Origin of the sequence: Paenibacillus rhizosphaerae (assembly GCF_014192015.1) — a bacterium.
Classification (GTDB): domain Bacteria; phylum Bacillota; class Bacilli; order Paenibacillales; family Paenibacillaceae; genus Paenibacillus_AQ; species Paenibacillus_AQ rhizosphaerae.
Map to the genome: position 1 here is coordinate 368,839 of NZ_JACHXJ010000003.1, position 17,801 is coordinate 386,639.

The 17,801-nt window shown below is 54.1% G+C and carries 17 protein-coding genes; 12 read left to right on the forward strand and 5 right to left on the reverse strand.

Annotated elements, in window-relative coordinates; translation table 11 throughout:
- Positions 1–142: 142 nt before the first annotated feature.
- Positions 143–496, reverse strand: a complete 354-nt coding sequence (locus tag FHS19_RS18335; RefSeq protein ID WP_183583304.1) for a DUF2512 family protein — start codon at positions 494–496, stop codon at positions 143–145.
- 325 nt (positions 497–821) lie between these two features.
- Between FHS19_RS18335 and FHS19_RS18340 the strand changes: the two genes are divergently transcribed.
- Positions 822–1,403, forward strand: a complete 582-nt coding sequence (locus tag FHS19_RS18340; RefSeq protein ID WP_183583305.1) for a TetR/AcrR family transcriptional regulator — start codon at positions 822–824, stop codon at positions 1,401–1,403.
- Positions 1,400–2,407 carry a glycerophosphodiester phosphodiesterase family protein gene (locus FHS19_RS18345; RefSeq protein ID WP_183583306.1) on the forward strand — a complete coding sequence of 336 codons (1,008 nt, stop codon included), beginning with the start codon at positions 1,400–1,402 and terminating at the stop codon, positions 2,405–2,407. The genes FHS19_RS18340 and FHS19_RS18345 overlap by 4 nt, the downstream gene beginning before the upstream one ends.
- Before the next feature lie 7 nt (positions 2,408–2,414).
- Here the strand turns inward: FHS19_RS18345 and FHS19_RS18350 are convergent, their stop codons facing one another.
- Positions 2,415–3,194 carry a DeoR/GlpR family DNA-binding transcription regulator gene (locus tag FHS19_RS18350; RefSeq protein WP_183583307.1) on the reverse strand — a complete coding sequence of 260 codons (780 nt, stop codon included), beginning with the start codon at positions 3,192–3,194 and terminating at the stop codon, positions 2,415–2,417.
- 252 nt (positions 3,195–3,446) lie between these two features.
- On the opposite strand from FHS19_RS18350, the gene FHS19_RS18355 reads away from it, so the two are divergent.
- Together FHS19_RS18355 and FHS19_RS18360 are read left to right on the forward strand one after the other, a co-directional pair.
- The gene (locus FHS19_RS18355) at positions 3,447–4,409 is read left to right on the forward strand and encodes a metallophosphoesterase family protein (protein ID WP_183583308.1); all 963 of its coding nucleotides are present in this window, start codon (positions 3,447–3,449) and stop codon (positions 4,407–4,409) included.
- A 22-nt stretch (positions 4,410–4,431) separates the two neighbouring features.
- Positions 4,432–5,289, forward strand: a complete 858-nt coding sequence (locus FHS19_RS18360; protein WP_246426682.1) for an EamA family transporter — start codon at positions 4,432–4,434, stop codon at positions 5,287–5,289.
- An 84-nt stretch (positions 5,290–5,373) separates the two neighbouring features.
- On the opposite strand, the gene FHS19_RS18365 is transcribed toward FHS19_RS18360, so the two are convergent.
- Positions 5,374–6,510, reverse strand: a complete 1,137-nt coding sequence (locus tag FHS19_RS18365; protein ID WP_183583309.1) for an NADH-dependent flavin oxidoreductase — start codon at positions 6,508–6,510, stop codon at positions 5,374–5,376.
- Positions 6,511–6,705: 195 nt separating this feature from the next.
- Between FHS19_RS18365 and FHS19_RS18370 the strand changes: the two genes are divergently transcribed.
- From FHS19_RS18370 to FHS19_RS18400, 7 genes are all read left to right on the forward strand, one after another.
- Positions 6,706–7,227: a MerR family transcriptional regulator gene (locus tag FHS19_RS18370; RefSeq protein ID WP_221224002.1), complete on the forward strand. Its 522-nt coding sequence runs from the start codon at positions 6,706–6,708 to the stop codon at positions 7,225–7,227.
- A 97-nt stretch (positions 7,228–7,324) separates the two neighbouring features.
- Positions 7,325–8,587: a sensor histidine kinase gene (locus FHS19_RS18375; protein WP_183583311.1), complete on the forward strand. Its 1,263-nt coding sequence runs from the start codon at positions 7,325–7,327 to the stop codon at positions 8,585–8,587.
- Positions 8,562–9,230 carry a response regulator gene (locus FHS19_RS18380; RefSeq protein WP_246426683.1) on the forward strand — a complete coding sequence of 223 codons (669 nt, stop codon included), beginning with the start codon at positions 8,562–8,564 and terminating at the stop codon, positions 9,228–9,230. The genes FHS19_RS18375 and FHS19_RS18380 overlap by 26 nt, the downstream gene beginning before the upstream one ends.
- A gap of 231 nt (positions 9,231–9,461) precedes the next feature.
- Complete coding sequence (locus FHS19_RS18385) at positions 9,462–10,391, forward strand: alpha/beta fold hydrolase (RefSeq protein WP_183583313.1); 930 nt, start codon at positions 9,462–9,464, stop codon at positions 10,389–10,391.
- Between the two features lie 56 nt (positions 10,392–10,447).
- Positions 10,448–11,719 (forward strand): alpha/beta fold hydrolase, encoded by a 1,272-nt coding sequence (locus FHS19_RS18390; RefSeq protein ID WP_183583314.1) that lies wholly within the window; start codon positions 10,448–10,450, stop codon positions 11,717–11,719.
- 573 nt (positions 11,720–12,292) lie between these two features.
- Positions 12,293–13,462 carry a peptide-methionine (S)-S-oxide reductase MsrA gene (gene msrA / locus FHS19_RS18395; RefSeq protein WP_312887262.1) on the forward strand — a complete coding sequence of 390 codons (1,170 nt, stop codon included), beginning with the start codon at positions 12,293–12,295 and terminating at the stop codon, positions 13,460–13,462.
- Complete coding sequence (locus tag FHS19_RS18400; RefSeq protein WP_183583315.1) at positions 13,459–13,920, forward strand: DinB family protein; 462 nt, start codon at positions 13,459–13,461, stop codon at positions 13,918–13,920. Before msrA ends, FHS19_RS18400 begins: the two co-directional genes overlap by 4 nt.
- A 269-nt stretch (positions 13,921–14,189) precedes the next feature.
- On the opposite strand, the gene FHS19_RS18405 is transcribed toward FHS19_RS18400, so the two are convergent.
- A complete protein-coding gene (locus tag FHS19_RS18405) occupies positions 14,190–15,260 on the reverse strand; it encodes a bifunctional 3-deoxy-7-phosphoheptulonate synthase/chorismate mutase (RefSeq protein ID WP_183583316.1) in 1,071 nt (356 codons plus the stop codon).
- Between the two features lie 585 nt (positions 15,261–15,845).
- The gene (locus FHS19_RS18410; protein ID WP_183583317.1) at positions 15,846–16,718 is read right to left on the reverse strand and encodes a LysR family transcriptional regulator; all 873 of its coding nucleotides are present in this window, start codon (positions 16,716–16,718) and stop codon (positions 15,846–15,848) included.
- A 144-nt stretch (positions 16,719–16,862) separates the two neighbouring features.
- On the opposite strand from FHS19_RS18410, the gene FHS19_RS18415 reads away from it, so the two are divergent.
- Positions 16,863–17,780 carry an NADP-dependent oxidoreductase gene (locus tag FHS19_RS18415; protein WP_183583318.1) on the forward strand — a complete coding sequence of 306 codons (918 nt, stop codon included), beginning with the start codon at positions 16,863–16,865 and terminating at the stop codon, positions 17,778–17,780.
- The last annotated feature ends 21 nt before the right edge of the window (positions 17,781–17,801 follow it).

Below are 17,801 nucleotides of genomic sequence, written 5' to 3' on the forward strand. Positions count from 1 at the left end.
TGCAAAAATGAATCCCATCGATTTCCAGGTCGCTGACGCAAACCGGAAGCCCGGCACGACAAAAAGCCCTCTGCTTGGTTACAGAGAGCTTAGAGTTCCATGTACTCATCTATTTATCTATCAACGTTAAGCTGCGGCGGCATTAGGCCCGCTGTCTTCTGGCCGAACGGTCGTCACTAAGCAGCCACATGTGGTAGAAGTATTCGAAAATCCCCGCCACGATGGTGATGATCAGCATATCCGTATAAGACAAGGACCACAGATTCGATGCGCGCACCGCCCAGAGCATGAGAAAAACCAGGACAGCATCGCACAACGTAGACACGATATTGCTGTTGGAAGTGCGGAGTATCAGCAGGTCGCCGACCAAATAGGAAATGACGCCGATCGCCAGCGCCGTGGCCAGAGCGCCCCAGATCGTTGCAGTAGAGAGCACTAACAGCATCGCGGTGATCACAACCAAATGAGCTACCAACTTTACGGCAAATTTACCCATATTCCTGACCCCCTTTCCTCATTTGGATTGTTTTTCATGTTAGTTATAAACAGGTTTGGGTGCTTTAAACCATCAACTGCCCTAGCAGACAAATCGTTCTTTTTCTATTACCATGCGCCAAAAAGCCGGTTTATATGCGCATCCGCAAAAGGAGAGCCCAAATGAAATATCAGCAGCGCCGATAGAAGCGCATTCCTGTCCAAGTCCTGGAGAAAACAGAAATTATGGGGATAGACAGGACTTGTGCTCCAATCGGTTTATGCCATATAATGACCATAGTCATTTATGACCTTGGTCATTTTTTATACATAATGAGGTGGTTGGATTGCTGAGAGACCAGAAGAAAAAGAGCACTCGGGAAAAGATTACCCGCTATGCCCTTCAAATGTTTAAGGAAAAAGGGTACGACAACGTCACCGTGGAAGAAATTGCCGCCGCGTGCGGAATCGCGAAAGGAACCTTTTTTAACTATTTTCCGAAAAAAGAGCATGTGCTTCTGTATGTAGCCGATTCGTACGCCAGCCTGATGGACGACATCATCGCGCGTCATCCGGACGGTCCCTTGAAGCAGCGCGTTTTGCGGATCCTTCACGACCTGCTGCACATCTATACGCAGCATGAGGAGCTTCTGCGGCTGACCCTGATTGAAACGATCAAAGCGGAAATCGTATCAGGCAGCGAATTAACCAACATTTCGAATTTCAAAAATGCACTGCGCCGGTTGATGGAGGATGCCGGAGAACAAGACCCGCGGCAGCGGCTGTCAGACCCCGAACTAAGCTCAGGAGTGGTGGTCGGACTGTTCTTCCAGACGCTGATTACGCTGTCCTCCAAGATGAGCGAAGACGGGATATACGGATCGATTGAACGGCAGCTGGACGCCGTATGGGAGGGGATCGGCAGGTGAGGCGTTTGAAGCGGATTGTACGGAGCAAAACCTTTATCATTTTGGCACTATTGATAGTTTTTATTTATCTGAATAACACCTCCCTGCTTGCCAAACCCCGGGATGGTTCCCCTTTTCTGCTCGCCCATCGCGGATTGGCCCAAACCTTTACGATGGAGGGAATCACGAACGACACCTGTACCGCGGAACGGATTTATCCCCCTGAGCACCCCTACCTGGAAAATACGCTTCCGTCCATGGAAGCCGCATTCCAGGCGGGTGCCGATATGGTGGAACTCGATATCAAGCTGACGAAGGACGATCAAATCGCCGTGTTCCATGACTGGACGCTGGACTGCCGCACCCATGTGAAAGGCATGACGACGGATTACACCATGGCCGAGCTGAAAAAGGTTGATATCGGCTACGGTTATACCGCCGACGGCGGGCAAACGTATCCTTTCCGGGGTAAAGGCATCGGGCTTATGCCGACGCTCGATGAGGTGCTGAAGCATTTTCCGGACCGGTCTTTTCTGATTCATATGAAAAGCAGTGATCCGAAGGAAGGCGTCCGGTTGGCCGAGGCGATGTCGGCACTGCCGGAAGAGCGGTTGAAGCAGCTCGCTTTTTATGGCGGGGATGAGCCGGTAGCGGCACTCCATGCGCAGCTTCCCGGTGCCCGCGTCATGTCCATTGCCACGATGAAGCGCTGCCTGATTCCGTATCTGGCCGCGGGATGGACCGGGTATATGCCTTCCGCCTGCAAGCATACGGAGCTGCATATTCCCGAGAAAATCGCCCCGCTCCTGTGGGGATGGCCGAACCGCTTCCTGAACCGGATGGACAAAGCTGACACGCGGGTGATCGTCGTCGGCGGCGACGGCAGCGATTTTTCATCGGGCTTTGACAGCCCCGAGGACATCAAGCGGCTGCCGGCCCGTTACACCGGCGGCATCTGGACGAACCGCATCGACCGGATCGCCCCTTTGTTTAAAGGCAGTTCCGCGGATGAACCCTCCTCTTAGAGCCCTTCTAAAGCGGCGCCTCCCCCGAAATGATTTCAATATCCAGCTGCTTCAGGGCGTCGATCCATTCCCTGGAGCAGCCCGCATCGGTGACGACCATCGAAATCTGCGTAAGCGGCGCGATCTGGGCGAAGGTGGTGACCCCGAACTTGGAATGGTCTGCGACAAGAATGGCCTCTTCCGTACGCTCGATCATTTTGCGGGACAGCAGCGCTTCTTCCAGATGATAATCGGTAATCCCGTCAGTCAGCGATATGCCTCCTGCCGATATAAACGCCTTGTTCACCTTGAAGCGGTCGAGCAGCTCATGGCTGATCATCCCCGTAGCCGCCTGATGCTCCGGATTGATCTCACCGCCTGCAAAGACGATTTTCCCCCGAAATCCCTCCAGGGCAAGGTTTAATATCGGAACGGAGTTGGTGATGACCGTGACATGGGTGCGTTCCATCAGGTTCCGCATAATTTCCAGCGTCGTCGTGCCGTTATCCAGCAGCACCGTCTCCCCGTCTTCGATTAGCAGCGCCGCCAATTTGCCGATCTCCTGCTTCTCGCCCCTGTGCATCAGGGAACGGTTCGTAAACGTCGGCTCCGTGAAGCCGGAACGAACCCGGACCGCGCCGCCGTAAACTTTACGAAGCTTGCCTTCCTTCTCCAGACGGTCAAGGTCCCTGCGGATCGTCTCTGTCGAAACGCCGAACATCTCTGCCAGCACGTGCACGCGGACTTTCCCTTCCATCCCCAATTGACCGAGAATGGTCTCCCGCCGTTCCTCATAGGTTAAGGACATATCGAAACCCTCCTTTATACCAAAAGGCTTAGTATTTGGACACATGTGGTTTTTCATCGCTTACATGTGTTTTGTTGTTGTTTCTTATAAGTGTAGTTGTCGATGGAGAGGGATGTCAAACTCCAGAAAAAATCGATTGACATCAGCTTCCAGCCGGAATAAAATCAACTAAAACCACATAAATACACATAATACAACATTCATATGTGTGGTTTGTTAAACCAACGTAAAATGACGAGGGGGAAACGTGAGATGAGCCAACGCTTGTCTTTTCGAAAGGACGGCACCTTTACGATTGTTCAGTTCACCGATTTGCATTGGATGGACGGCAGATCTGAGGACCAGCGCACACGGGGGATCATGGAACGGGTCATGGATGCAGAGAAACCCGATTTGGTCGTGATCACCGGAGACGTCATTTATACCGGACCGGTGTCCCCGGGGAAAAAGGAATGTGAGCATCCCCGGGAAGCCTTCCGGGAGGCGGTCGCTGCTGTGGAAGAGCGCGGCATCCCGTGGGCGGTCGTCTTCGGCAATCATGATACGGAAAACCGGATCAGCCGGGACGAACTGATGCAGACCGTGCTGGAGCACCGGCACACGGTGACCGAGCCCGGTCCGGCGGACTTGAGCGGGTCGGGCAATTACACGCTGGAGCTGATGGACACGGAGGGGCGTCCTGCCGCCAACCTGTATTTCCTCGATTCCGGTGATTATTCCAGCCTCGAGCAGGTCCCCGGGTACAACTGGATCCAGCGGGACCAAATCAACTGGCTCGCCGCCGAATCCGCCAGGCTGAACCCGAACAGGCAGGCGGAGAAGCTGCCTGCGCTGGCGTTCTTCCATATCCCGATTCCCGAATACCAGGAAGTGTGGGACACCCAGGTCTGCTATGGGCATAAATACGAACGGGTCTGCAGCCCCCCGGTCAACTCCGGGCTGTTTGCAGCACTGGTCGAAATGGGCGACGTCATCGGCACGTTCTGCGGACACGATCATATCAACGATTACAGCGGAACGTTGCACGGTATCCGCCTGAGTTATGGGAGGGCCACAGGATGTAATACTTACGGTAAAGAAGGATTTATGCGGGGTGCCCGCGTCATCCGCCTGTCCCTCGGCGAGAAGGACTTCGATACCTGGCTCCGGCTGGAGGACGGGTCGGCCGCTCTGGAACAGCCGATTCATGAACCCGATACCCAAGGAACCAACTAAACAACCAAGGGGCTGACTCATTTTGTTATTACCGATTGTCCTTGTGATTGCTTCCGGCATGGCCCATGCTGTATGGAGCATGTTCACCAAGCGGAGCCGCAGCAAAAGCGTCTTTCTGTGGTCCATCATGATGGTCGCGACCATTCTGCTGCTGCCGGTGCTAATTACCGTACTCTGGAAGAATCCGATGAACGCCGCTTCCTACGGCCTGCTGCTGCTGTCGATGCTTCTTCAAGCCGTTTATTCCTGGCTCTTGTCGAAAACCTATGAGCTGGGCGACCTGTCGCAAATCTATCCGATCATGCGGGGCACCAGCACACTGCTTGTCCCCGTGATCGGCGTCCTTTTTCTGAACGAGTCGCTGTCCGTCTTCGGCTGGCTCGGCATCCTCTGCATGCTCGGCGGATTCGCTGTGCTGAGCGGCATCGGCTCCAACAGCCGCAGCGGCGGGCAGCAGGCCCAAGGCTTGAAGCCCGTGCTTATGGCTTTGTGCGTCGGGCTGTGTACCACCTGCTACGTCTTCGTCGACAAGCTGAATTTGGAGCATGTCTCTCCGATCGCGCTGCTGGAGGTGACCAACATCGGATTTGTGCTTGGTCTGACCCCGGCCGTGATCGCCTCCGGAAAGATAATTGAGGAATGGAAGGCCAATAAAACTACGCTGCTGCTTGGGGCGGTTTTAAACCCGGGTTCCTATCTGCTGTTCCTGTTCGCCATGTCCCAGGCGCCAATGGCTCATATCAGCCCGCTGCGGGAAATCGGCACCATCTTCGCCACCTTCCTCGGTATCCTGCTTCTGAAGGAGCAGCAGGGATTGCGGCGGATGCTGTGTTCGGTCGTTATTTTTTGCGGCATTGTCCTGATCGGTATGCTGGGCTGAACAGTTGGCACAAAGGGGAACAGTCCATATAAATGTAGAAAAGCGCGCCTAGGGCGCGCTTTTTCGCAAAACAGCAGCCTATCTTCAAGCCTGTTCAACATGGCCCGCGATCGGGAACCATCCCGGCGTATGAACGATTTTGTGCCATAATCGATCGGCAATCCCCAGTTTTTCCTGATCGTGTAACGTGATCTCCGTACGGATTTCGTTTTCCCTGCCCTGCGCTACCTTTTCGACCCAATCCGGATCGATAATCAGCTCACGTCCCAGTGCGATAAGCGGAACCCCCGATTGCAGCGCTCTAAGCGCCTCGTCAGGTGTGCGGATCGATCCTACACCAATCACGGGAACCCTTTGCCCGGCGAGCTCATCAATGATTTCCATTCTGGAGCGATGATTTTCTACTCCACTTCTGGGTTTGGACCAAAAATCCATCAAAGAAACATGCAAATAATCCAGGTTTGTACCGGCGAGGGTATCTACCAGTCTGAGTGTATCCACCATCGTAATGCCAGGCGTCATTTCTTCTTCCGGCGAAAACCGGTATCCTACAAGAAACGGCTGTCTGGCATGTTCGGCCACCACTTTGATTACTTCATCCACCACAGCAAGCGGAAACGCCATTCGTCTGTCTAGATCCCCTCCCCAACGATCATCGCGCCGGTTGGTGTATGGCGAAAAAAATTGCTGGATCAGAAACCGATTGGCACCGTGAATCTCTACCCCGTCGAAGCCCGCCTCGATCGCCCTCCGGGTGCTGGCGCCAAACGCGCGGATGATCTCTATAATTTCCTGCTCTTCAAGCGCCCGGGGGATCACGTTCTGCCCCTCTTTTGCAATCGCGCTCGCACTTACGATCTCGCCGTTCGGTACTGCCTCCGGCAGGCCTTCGCGTCCCCCATGAAAGATTTGCAGAATCGCTTTGGCCCCGCGTGTTTTGATGGCTGCTGCCAGGCGCTGCAAGCTTGGGACCTGATCGTCATGGTCCGCGGCGATTTCTCCTCCGAATACTTTGCCACTCGTTGTGACGATCGCGCTGCCCGTGACAGCCATTCCAACACCGTTCGAACGGCTTTCATAATACGCGATGACATCATCCGATATCGCACCGTCATGCCGGGAGTAAGAAATCGTCATCGGTGCAAGAACGACGCGGTTCTTGACTTCGACTCCACTTTTGAAGCGATACGGCTCCATTAAAAGCTGATATTTAGGGTTCATGTGCGTCTCCTCCTTCATATGTCAGGGATATGTCTCCCTGGTAGAGCACATTGTAAAAGTTGGAGTCGAATCGAAGTCAAGACACCGGGGATGAAGCCGTTGTACGAAAAAAAAGGTAAGCTGACCCCGTTTGACTTGGAGTCGGCTCCAAGATATATAATGCATGTAAGTTTCCATTTCAGGAGGTGCAAAGTGATGACCGGGCAATCGTTCACAATAAAGCAAACCGCGGAGCTGACTGGACTTTCCGAGGACACGATCCGTTATTACGAAAAAATCAAGCTGCTCCCTCCGGCGGACAGGAAGGACAACGGGCACCGCGTCTACCGCTGGAAGGATATCCATACGATCAAATTAATATCCTGCCTGAAAAAAACAGGGATTTCCCTGGAGGCCATGAGGCCGTTCCTGAAAGCATCCGGTAACCCTGATCCCGCCGAATATCTTGAGTTGGCCCAGACGCTGAAGAGCCACCGTGAACAAATCGTCGAGCAAATCTCATCACTTCAGCAGCTCGTTGATTTCATTGACGTTAGACTGGAAAAAGGGTGCCCCAGCGGGGAGTACCCGGATCAATGTCCCGACGACGGTTTGGAAGCCGGATTAAAAGACAGACTGGAAGACGGTTTGGCAGACCGTAAGGAGAAAACAGAAGCAAAGCCCATTTCCGTTGAGGAGATGAGCTATTTTCCGCAGCTGCGAAAACGGGCGAATTGAGGAATAAGCAAACCGTTCCATAGATCAATTGATTTTCTTGAAACCCCCGTGGTAAGTTTAAGAGGACCATCATCCGGGGGGAGCGGGATACGAGCGTATGAATGAAAGGATAGCCGATAAGCAGTCAGCCGCCGAAGGCGAATGGAGTTCTTCCAGGACATGGAAGCTAGTGTTCGGACTGAAGCTCTTGCTTAACTTAGCCCTGTCCGGCCTCATTTATTTTGATTATTCGATTGCGCTGTTTTGGAGACTCAGCTTCATTTTTATTTCCATCGTGGCCCTTTTGTTCGCCAATTACGTCTATCTGAATCGCGGCAAGCGGCGAAGCGGTTTGTTCCACTTGCTCATCCTCGATTTTTTGCTATCCGCCACCTACGGATACATCCATATCGCGGGAGACTTCCCGAATCATCTTTTCGTCGGCATTACGGCGCTGGCCATCTTGATGTTCGCGCAGAGTATCCGCGGGATCATCTGGACATGCCTGCTACTGCTGGGCGTGTACGTTCTGACGATGGGAAGCTTGGATTGGTATGTCTACCGGCAATTGGACAAAATCAGCTATTTTACGACCGGGTCGTTCATCGTGTTCGCTGGCATCGTGTGCGTGCTGATCCATTTTTATCGGAGCGCGCGCACGGACACCCTGAAGCTGTATGGAGAGTTGATGCAGTCGCATGCGCAATTGCAGACGTACGCGCTCCAAACGGAAGAGTGGGGCGCCGCCAAGGAGCGGATCCGCATCGCGCGGGAGATTCACGATACGGTCGGCCATAAGTTAACGGCGCTGCTCGTCCAAATGCAGGCGGCGCGCAAATTAAGCCGGCTCGATCCGCAGCGCAGCGAACAAACCTACGCGGAATGCGAGAACTTGATTCGGGCGTCGTTGCAGGAAATTCGGCTTTCGGTCCGGGCCATTCGCGACGAACCGATCCGTTCGACTTCGCTGCAGGAGCGTCTGGCGGAGCTCGCGCAGGAATTCACCAAGTGGGCGGAAGTGCAAACGACGCTGGAAGTGGAGGGTCGGGCCGTCGCGCTGCCGGGCGACCTGCAGCTGACCGCGTACCGCATCGTGCAGGAATCCCTCACGAACGCCCAGAAACACGGTCATGCCCGGAAGGCCGAGATCGTGCTCGCCTATACCGACAATGGGTTTTCGCTTCGCATCCGCAACGACGGCGAAGCGCCCGCGGAACTGAAGCCGGGCTTCGGGTTAATCAATATGCAAGAACGAGTACGAGAGTGGAACGGGGAAGTGCAGTTAGGGACGGAGACGGGAACTGGCTTCGCGGTCGACGTCCGCTTCCCCTATGCCGCCGGCGGAAATGGAGCGGATGTCATTGAAAATTCTCATCGTTGACGATCAGCGTCTCATGCGCGAGGGGCTCGCGACCATCATCGGCCTGGAAGATGGCATGGAGGTGGTGGGAACGGCCGTGGACGGCCGCGACGCCTACAACCAGGTCGTCGAGCTGCGGCCGGACGTGGTGCTGATGGACATTCGGATGCCCGGTATAGACGGTGTGGCTGGGTCCGAATTGATACTGCGGCATGTGCCGGACACAAAGGTGCTGATCCTGACCACGTTCGACGACGCGGAATTGATTTTGCAAGCGCTGGAAAAAGGCGTTCAAGGGTACTTGCTGAAGGATTTGCCGTCGGAGGCGATCGTCAGCGCGATTCACACGGTGTACAACGGCGGCACGGTGCTACAACCGGACATCACGGCGATGCTGCTGCGCGAAATGAAAAAGATGGCGGACCGCGATCCGGATATGACGCGGCCCTTGCCTCCGGACACGCCCGACGCATTGGCGTCGCTGACCGACCGGGAAAAAGAGGTCCTCGCCTTGCTGGGGCAAGGCTTCAATAACAAGGAAATGGCCGAGGCGCTGACGATCACGGAAGGCACGGTGAAAAATCACGTCTCAAATCTGATCGCGAAGCTGGAGCTCCGCGACCGAACGCAGGCGGCCGTCTATGCGGTCCGTCACTCCATTTGAGCGAAACGAGCATTACTTTTGGCATAGCGTATGAGATTCGTCATGCGCGGCGGCCCAAAGTGATGCTTTTTTTGCGTCCAATTCATGACGTTCAACAGATTTGGCCGTCCGCTATCCTTGGTAAGATTAAAGGGAAAGAACGGTCAGTGCTTTGAAAACCAAGCAGCAAAATCGATCATCATTAAGAAAGAAAACAGGAACGTATATTCGAATCCAGGAGGAATAGAAATCATGAAATTTATCAAGAGCAAAACCGTTTTAACCATTTCACTGGCAGCAGCATTTGTCGTAACCGGAGTCGGGGTAGTAGGCAGCGTATCCAAACCAAACGTTGCGAACGCAACTGCCTCTATTCATTCCAATGAAGTCATCGATACTGGAAGCGGCCATTATGTCACCGTTGATAAAAACGTGAGGTTGTACGTCGAGGACGTAGGCAAAGGCAAACCGGTCGTCTTTCTTCATGGCTGGCCGTTTAATCATGAAATGTTCGAATATCAACAGAACACGCTGCCTGCCAAGGGAGTTCGGTTTATCGGGATCGATCTTAGGGGATTCGGCAAATCCGACCATACTTACGACGGCAATAATATGGAGACCTATGCGGATGATGTTCGCGCCGTCATCGAGAAACTCAATTTAAAAGACGCCACACTGGTAGGCTTCTCCATGGGATCAACCGTCGCAACCGAATATGGGATCAAATATCAAGATAACAGGGTTTCCAAACTAATACTCACCGCCGCCCCCACGCCTAAATGGGGAATTCCACAGGAAGCGGTCGATAGCCTCGTAGCCGGTCTGGTACAGGACCGCCCTCAAACACTTGCAGTCGGTGAAGGCACTTTCGTAAGTAAGACCTCTAAGGAGTATTTGGCATGGCTCGGCCAGTTGGAACTCGAAGCGGATTCCCATACAACCATCGAAAGCATTAAATCGGTGGCTGCCACGGATTTGAGCGGAGAATTGGATCAAATCAAAGTGCCAACTCTTATTTTGCACGGCGTTCAAGATACAACCGTTCCATTTGCAGTTGCGGAAAAATTGCATAAGGGAATCAAAAACTCCACGTTGGTGCCTTTCGAAAACAGCGGTCACGGCCTCTTCCACGATGAAAAAGACAAGTACAACGAAGAGATCATTCATTTCGTCCGTCCTTAACGGGTTAAAGTAAGAAAAATGGGAACCTACATTCAAATTCAGGAGGAACAGAAATCATGAGATTTATCAAGAGCAAAACCTTTTTAACCGGATTACTGGTAGCAGCCTTCGTCTTAACCGGGGTTGGGCCGGCAGGCAGCATATCCAAACCAGACATTGCGAATGCAGCTGCGGAGTACGCGGCCGGTAATAATCCGAATGAAACGGTTTCGGACTCAACACCAACCCCAGCGCCGACATCGACGCCAGCACCAGCGGCTTCAACTCCAGCCCCGGCTTTGACGCTTTCCGACGCGCAACAAGTAGAAATCGCCCGTAAGGCGGCGGTGAATATCCCTTTAACGGATCAAACAAACGCCGAAGCAAATGCACTTTACGATAAATTTAAACAATCGGCGGCGTCAAGCAATGACGTGGCTGCAAACAAAGCTTATTCTGATGAGGAACTCATCAAAGAACTTCCAGGCTTCAAGAACGGCTACAAGGAAGCCAACGGCGTCAGGCTTCACTACGTCGAGGGCGGGGAAGGCGAACCGCTGTTTCTTCTGCCCGGCTGGCCCGTAACTTGGTATTCGTTTCGCGAAATGATGCCGGAGCTGGCTAAGAACTATCATGTTTATGTCGTGGAATACCGCGGCATGGGGAGCTCGGACAAACCTCAATCGGGCTATGACAAAAAGACGATGGCAACGGATATTTATGAATTGGCCAAAGCGCTTGGATATAAGAGCATCAACATCGCTGGGCATGATATCGGAGCGACGATCGCATACGCATATGCAGCCAACTTCCCGCAAGCCACGAAGAAAGTCGTGCTGATGGATGCTTCCCATCCGAACGAGAACTTTTTGAAAATCCCGATTTTGCCGCCGTCGGGTGTGTATGATGAAAGCAATCCCGAACGCGCGAAGTTCTACTGGTGGTTTGCCGTCAATACCATTCCGGGCTTGTCGGAGCAGATGCTCCAGGGCAAAGAGCTGGATCTCGTCTATAATTGGATTTACGATTATATGGGCTACACCAAGGATGCGCTCAGCAAGAAGGAACGCGAGGTTTATCTCGCGGCCTACTCACAGCCTGATGCGCTTCGCGCCGGCAATGAATGGTACAAGACGTTCAGTGACGATATCGAAACGCTGAAAACGTACAAGCCGCTGACCGTGTCTGCGCTCGGCATCGCCGGCGTGTCTGGTTACAGCATGCTGGAGCAGTTCTTAAATGAGCATGCGCCGAATTCAAAGACGGTGAAGCTGGAGAAAACCGGACATTGGATCATGGTGGAGAACCCGCAAGCCGCCATTAAACTGTTTAACGAGTTTTTCCAATAACAGGAAGCAGTTGTCGGAATCCAGAGTACAAGATTTATTCCGAACGCTGATCTTGAATAAAAGGATAAACCTAGCGATTTGCTGTATTTGTCTGAGCCACCAGAAGGTAACTTTCTTGTGGCTCTTCTATTTTTAAACAGGAGGAATGAATCAAACATGTCATTCATCGATGTATCGTAGAGCTACATTGACAACGCAGGCGGCCGTCTATGCGGTCCGTCATTCCATTTGAACGAAACGAGTATGACTTTTGGCATAGCGTATGAAATTCGTCATGCACAGCGGCCCAAAGTGATGCTTTTTTTGCGTCCAATTCATGACGTACAACAGATTTGGCCGTCCGCTATCCTTGGTAAGATCAAAATGCAAGCACGAAGGAGAACGCGGCAGCGATCTCCGACAAAAGAAACGATAGGAGTGTGGACGTGAAGACGGAGAAAAAAGTCGGTTTGGCGTTGCGGATCGTGACGGTGCTGCTCTGCTGACGCTGGTTGTTGGATTTTTTTTGAACTTAACTTCTTGAATTATTGAACGCGCATGCGAATGCAATGGATTCCGCGGAGGTGAAGGCTTGTGAAACTGAAACGATTCGTGCTTCCCGTCGGGTTGATGGCCGTGATAGTGTTTGCCGCTTATGGCTCCTATCACAAACACGATATTACGGAGGCAAAAGGCATGAGTAACGAGGCGAAAGCCATGAGTAACAAGGTGACTCGATTTACGGAAACGGCGGCGGCAAGCGGGGATACCAAGACCGCCGTTTTCGCCGGAGGCTGCTTCTGGAGCGTGGAAGCGCCGTTCGAGAAGCTGGACGGCGTCGTGAGCGTCGTCACCGGCTATTCGGGCGGACACACGACTGACCCGACATATGAGAAGGTGTCTACCGGAAAGACGGGCCATCTCGAAGCGGTGCAGGTCCGTTACGATCCGAGCCGCATCTCATACAACCAGCTGCTCCAAGTCTTCTGGCGCAACACGGATCCGACCGACACGAAAGGGCAATTCGCCGACCGCGGCACGGAATATCGTTCGGTCATCTTCTACGACAGCAAGGAACAGCAGACGGCGGCAGAAGCGTCGAAAGCAGCCCTCGCCGCGCAAGGCAAATTTGAGAAGCCGCTCGTGACGAACATTTTACCGGTCTCCGCGTTCTATGAAGCCGAGGATGTCCATCAGGACTTCTACCGGACCCATCCGGCCGATTTCGAATTCAACGACGTCGCGTCCGGCCGGAAGGCGTTTCTGGACGGCATCTGGGGTGAGGATCAGGAGTTGAAGGCGCTGGAAAGTCCGTATTCCCGGATCGACAAAGCGGAAAGGCTCATGTCGCTCACAAAGCTGCAGGTCGAAGTCACGCAGCATGATCAGGACGAGCCGCCGTTCCAGAACGCGTATTGGAACAACACCGAAGAAGGCATATACGTCGACATCGTGTCGGGCGAGCCGCTGTTCAGCTCGAAAGACCAGTTTGATGCCGGTACGGGCTGGGCGAGCTTCACCCGTCCCTTGGAGCCAGACAGCGTGGTCTACCGGGAAGTCGGCGGGTTCTTCTCGGACGAGACCCAAGTGAGAAGCCGCTACGCGGATTCCTTCCTCGGCCACGTATTCGAAGACGGTCCCGAACCGACGGGACTTCGTTACTGCACGAACTCGGCTTCGCTGCGCTTTATTCCGAAGGACGATCTCGTACAAAGCGGATACGGAAAGTATACCAAACTATTTCAGGGGGATGATGAACAATGAGAAACGAGTTTATTTTGGAACTGTTGGACAGCCGGCTGAACGTTTTTCTTCAATTGGTTGAGCAATGCCCGCCGGACAAACGCCGCGTGATCCCGAACGGCTTTAAGAACCACCTGCATTGGCATGTCGGACATGTGCTGACGGTGACGGAATTCCACGTGTTCACGCTCTCGAATCAGCCCACGTTCCTGCCGGAACGGTACCAGTCGTTGTTCGCCTACGGCACGAAGCCCGCGGATTGGCAGGAAGAGCCGCCGGCGTGGGACGACTTGATCGCGGAGCTGGGCGCTCAAGCGGTCCTCATCCGCGAGACGTTGAAGGACAGGCTGGACGAACCCGTGCCGGAGAACTTCCTGAAGGCGCAAACGATCGGCGAGCTTATCGTGTCCACGGAGCTGCATATGCTTGACCATGTCGGATTCGTCAACGCTATGCTGAAAGCACTGCAAGCTTCTTAAGGCGAATGGAGATCTTCGCTGGGCTAGAGAAACTTCGGCTGACCTCGCTAGGGATGGGCATCTCTTGATATCCAAGAATATCGTAATCCAGAAGGATTTTTGGTGTATGCCCAGCCGGATTCGTTCCGCTATGCGGACAAATATTTGGTGACCCGAAGAACGCAATATCTAAAAAAAGCCGGGCTCCTCCCGCATGCAGCTTTGGAGGAGACCCGGCTTAATGATGTTGGCTATCGTGATTTAAACAGGCTGTGTTTCTGGAATCCGGCTTACAGCAGTCCCGAACCTTTAACCTGGTTATAGAATTCCTGGAACTGCGGAATGTTGAACTGCTGGGCCGCGTCGGACAACGCCGTAGCCGGATCCGGATGAACCTCGACCATCACGCCGTCGGCGCCGGCCGCCAAAGCCGCTTTGGCGCAAGGCGCCATGATGTCTTTGCGGCCGGTGGAATGGGTCACATCGACCAGCACCGGCAGATGCGTTTCCTGCTTCAGAATCGGTACAGCCGAAATGTCGAGCGTGTTGCGCGTCGCTTTTTCGTACGTGCGGATGCCCCGCTCAATCAGCATGATCTGCGTGTTGCCCCGGGATAAAATATACTCGGCCGCATGCACGAATTCGTCGATGGTCGCCGCCAGCCCGCGCTTCAGCAGAACCGGCGTCCGGACGTCCCCCGCCGCCTTCAGCAGCTCGAAGTTCTGCATGTTTCTCGCCCCGATCTGGATGACATCGATGTAATCGCATGCCAGCTCGATATGCGCCGGGTCCACGATTTCGCTGATCGTCTTCAGCCCGAATTCGCTCGCCACTTCCTTCAGAATTTTCAGGCCTTCGATGCCAAGTCCCTGGAAATCGTAAGGCGAGGTTCTCGGCTTGAACGCGCCGCCGCGCATCACCGTAATGCCCGCTTCTTTCAAAGCGGCTGCTACAGTGCGGACCTGCTCATAGCTCTCGACCGAGCACGGTCCTGCGATCATGACCGGCTTGCCGCCGCCGATCGTCACATCGCCCAGCTGAATGACGGTATCCTCCGCCTTTTTCTTGCGGCTGACGAGCAGGTGCTTCTTATGATCGATCTGCTGCAGCGTCAGCGTCGCCTGAAAAATTTGCTTGAACAGATGCCGAACCGTCTCATGGTCGAATGGTCCTTCGTTGCTGGCTACGAGTTTCTCCAGCATTTCCTTTTCACGGACCGGATCAAATTTCGGCACGCCCTGTTTTTCTTTCTCTACACCAAGCTCCTGTGCGATCCGCGCCCGTTCGGACAGCAGCGACAGCAGCTGAAGATTCACCTCATCCAATTGATTGCGCAGTTCTTCCAAGCGCCCTTGACTCATCTCTCATCTCTCCTCACCTAGTGTTGAAAATATCTAAATCAAACAAAAAAGACCCCTGTCCGCCAAGGGACGAGGAGTCGTGGTACCACCCTTATTAGACATGCACACGTGCAGGCTGCATATCTCACTTGAACCTTTTAACGCAAGGGAAACGGGTATTCCTACGTCCTGCATTCATCAAACAGGGAATCAAAATACCGGCTCAGGAATGAACTTCGGCGGGCAGTGTCCCTCGGATGCTTCCAGTCTATCGGCATACCGTCCCTGGCAGGAGCTTTCTCCGCTTACTCTTTCCTTCACAGCTTGTGTTCTATAAATTAGTTCGAACTAAAATTTAAAAGCATTGTATTACAATCCGTGGAAGGGATGCAAGATCACAAAGTAACGCATTAACGCGATGAATTATTAGATACACTCGAATCAACAAGTCCCCTTCATTCGTAATTCCTTGCCCAAATCAAGGGAGATGCGGCCGAATATCGACGATGCCTATCCTGTCCAACAGCCCTATTAAAAGCCAGGAGGTTCAAATTGTTCAGCATGCGCCTAAGCGGCCGCCAAACGGTCACTTCGCTCTGACGTGAATCACTCAGCAAAATACGCGGTCACGTGGTCCCTAAATTCGCACGCGGCGGCCGACAAATAGCGCTGCTCGCTCCATACGAGGTAAAATTGGCGCCGGCACGCCTGATCGGCCACGGGCACTAGAGTGACACCGGGTATTTCTTTATCCCCTTTTTTGCAGCCGGACAGTGCCACCCCGATGCCCGCGCGTACGAGGCTTAGGATCGCCGGCGGTTCGTCGACCCGGCAAATATACCGGGGAGCCGCCCCGGCCTGCTCAAAGAAGCCGTCATTGATCTGCTGAAAGACAAAGTCTTCGCGGTATCCGATAAAGGGCTCCGCCGCCGCTTCTTTCAAAGAAACCTGACGGCGGCCGGCAAGCGGATGCGCCGAGGGCACGGCCAAGTACAATTCCTCGCTCAGCACGGCCTTATAAGCATATCCCCCTTGATCCAGCGGCAGCGGCGTAAAGCCGAGATCCGCCTCACCCGAGGTGAGAATTTCGCTCATCTGCTCGATGGGAGCCTGGGAAATTTGAAAGTTTACTTCCGGATGAGCCGTTATAAATTCGGTGATCGGCCCCGTCATCCGCTCCAACGTCACCGTCACCAGTCGGATGCTGCCGCGCTCCAGCCCGGCAAGGTCCGTCACCTCCCGTTTTCCTTCCTCCAGCAGGCGGAGCGCCTCCTCAGCCTTTGTCAGAAACGCCTTTCCATAGGAATTCAGTCGAATTCTACCCGCTTGCCTGTCGAACAGCGGAACGCCGATATCCTCCTCCAGCCGGGAAATCGTCTTGCTGAGCGCAGGCTGGGCGATCCTCAGCTCTTGCGAGGCCTTCGTCATATGCTCCAGCCTGGCCACAGTCCTGAAATATTGAAGCTGCAGCAGCTCCATAGCTCTCCCTCCACCCCTTATATACTTCAATATATAGAGTCATATAAAAATATATATTTCCGTTTATCGCAGCCTGATTATAAGATAACCTGAGAAGGAAATCAATGGGATCTACAATTCAGGATAAGTCAAGGAGTGAACCGTATGAAAGCCATAACATTCAACCGCCTGGGGCCGCCCGACGTGCTGCAGCTGACCGAGCTCCCCGTCCCGTCAGCCCGACCGGGAACCGTCCGGGTACGCGTCAAAACGGCCGGCGTCATGCCGATCGACGCCAAGGTCCGCAGCGGAGTCGTTCCGTACGCGCAGTCCCACCCTTTCCCGATCATCCCCGGCAATGAATTTGCCGGGATGATCGACGAGGTGGGTGACGGCGTTAGCGAATTCGCCCGCGGGGAAGAAGTGATCGGCTTCACGACATTTGGCGGGTATGCCGAATATGTCGTCGTCAGCAGCGACCAATTGGTACGTAAACCGGAGGCTATGCCTTGGGAGACCGCCGGAGGTTTTACCGGCAACGGACAGGGCGCCCATATGGCGCTGGAAGCGATCCGGATTCAGCCCGGGGATACCGTGCTGATCCATGGGGCGGCCGGCGGGCTGGGCACCTTTGCCGTGCAGCTCGCGCTGGCTTGGGGCGCCGGCAGGGTGATCGGCACGGCCAGCGTGGCCCATCACGAACACCTCCGCCGCCTGGGCGCCATTCCGCTCGGCTACGGGGAAGGGCTCGCCGCCCGCGTACGCGCTATCGCCCCCGCGGGAGTGGACGCCGCCTTGCATGCCGGCGGCGGGGATGACCCCATCCTGCAGGCATCCGTGGACCTGGTCCAGGACTTCAGCCGAATTGTAGCGATGGTCCCCAGTGTTCAGGCCCAAACGCTCGGCATCCGGCAACTGACCGGAACGCGCAGCAAAGAACGCCTTACCGAACTTGTCCGCATATACAGCGAAGGGAAAGTCGATATCTCTATCCGCAAAGTGGTGCCGCTGGATCAGGCCCAGGACGCCCACCGGGAGATTGAATCCGGCCATGGCCGCGGAAAGATCATCCTCTCGGTCTAATTTGCTTCGACTTAAAAAGGG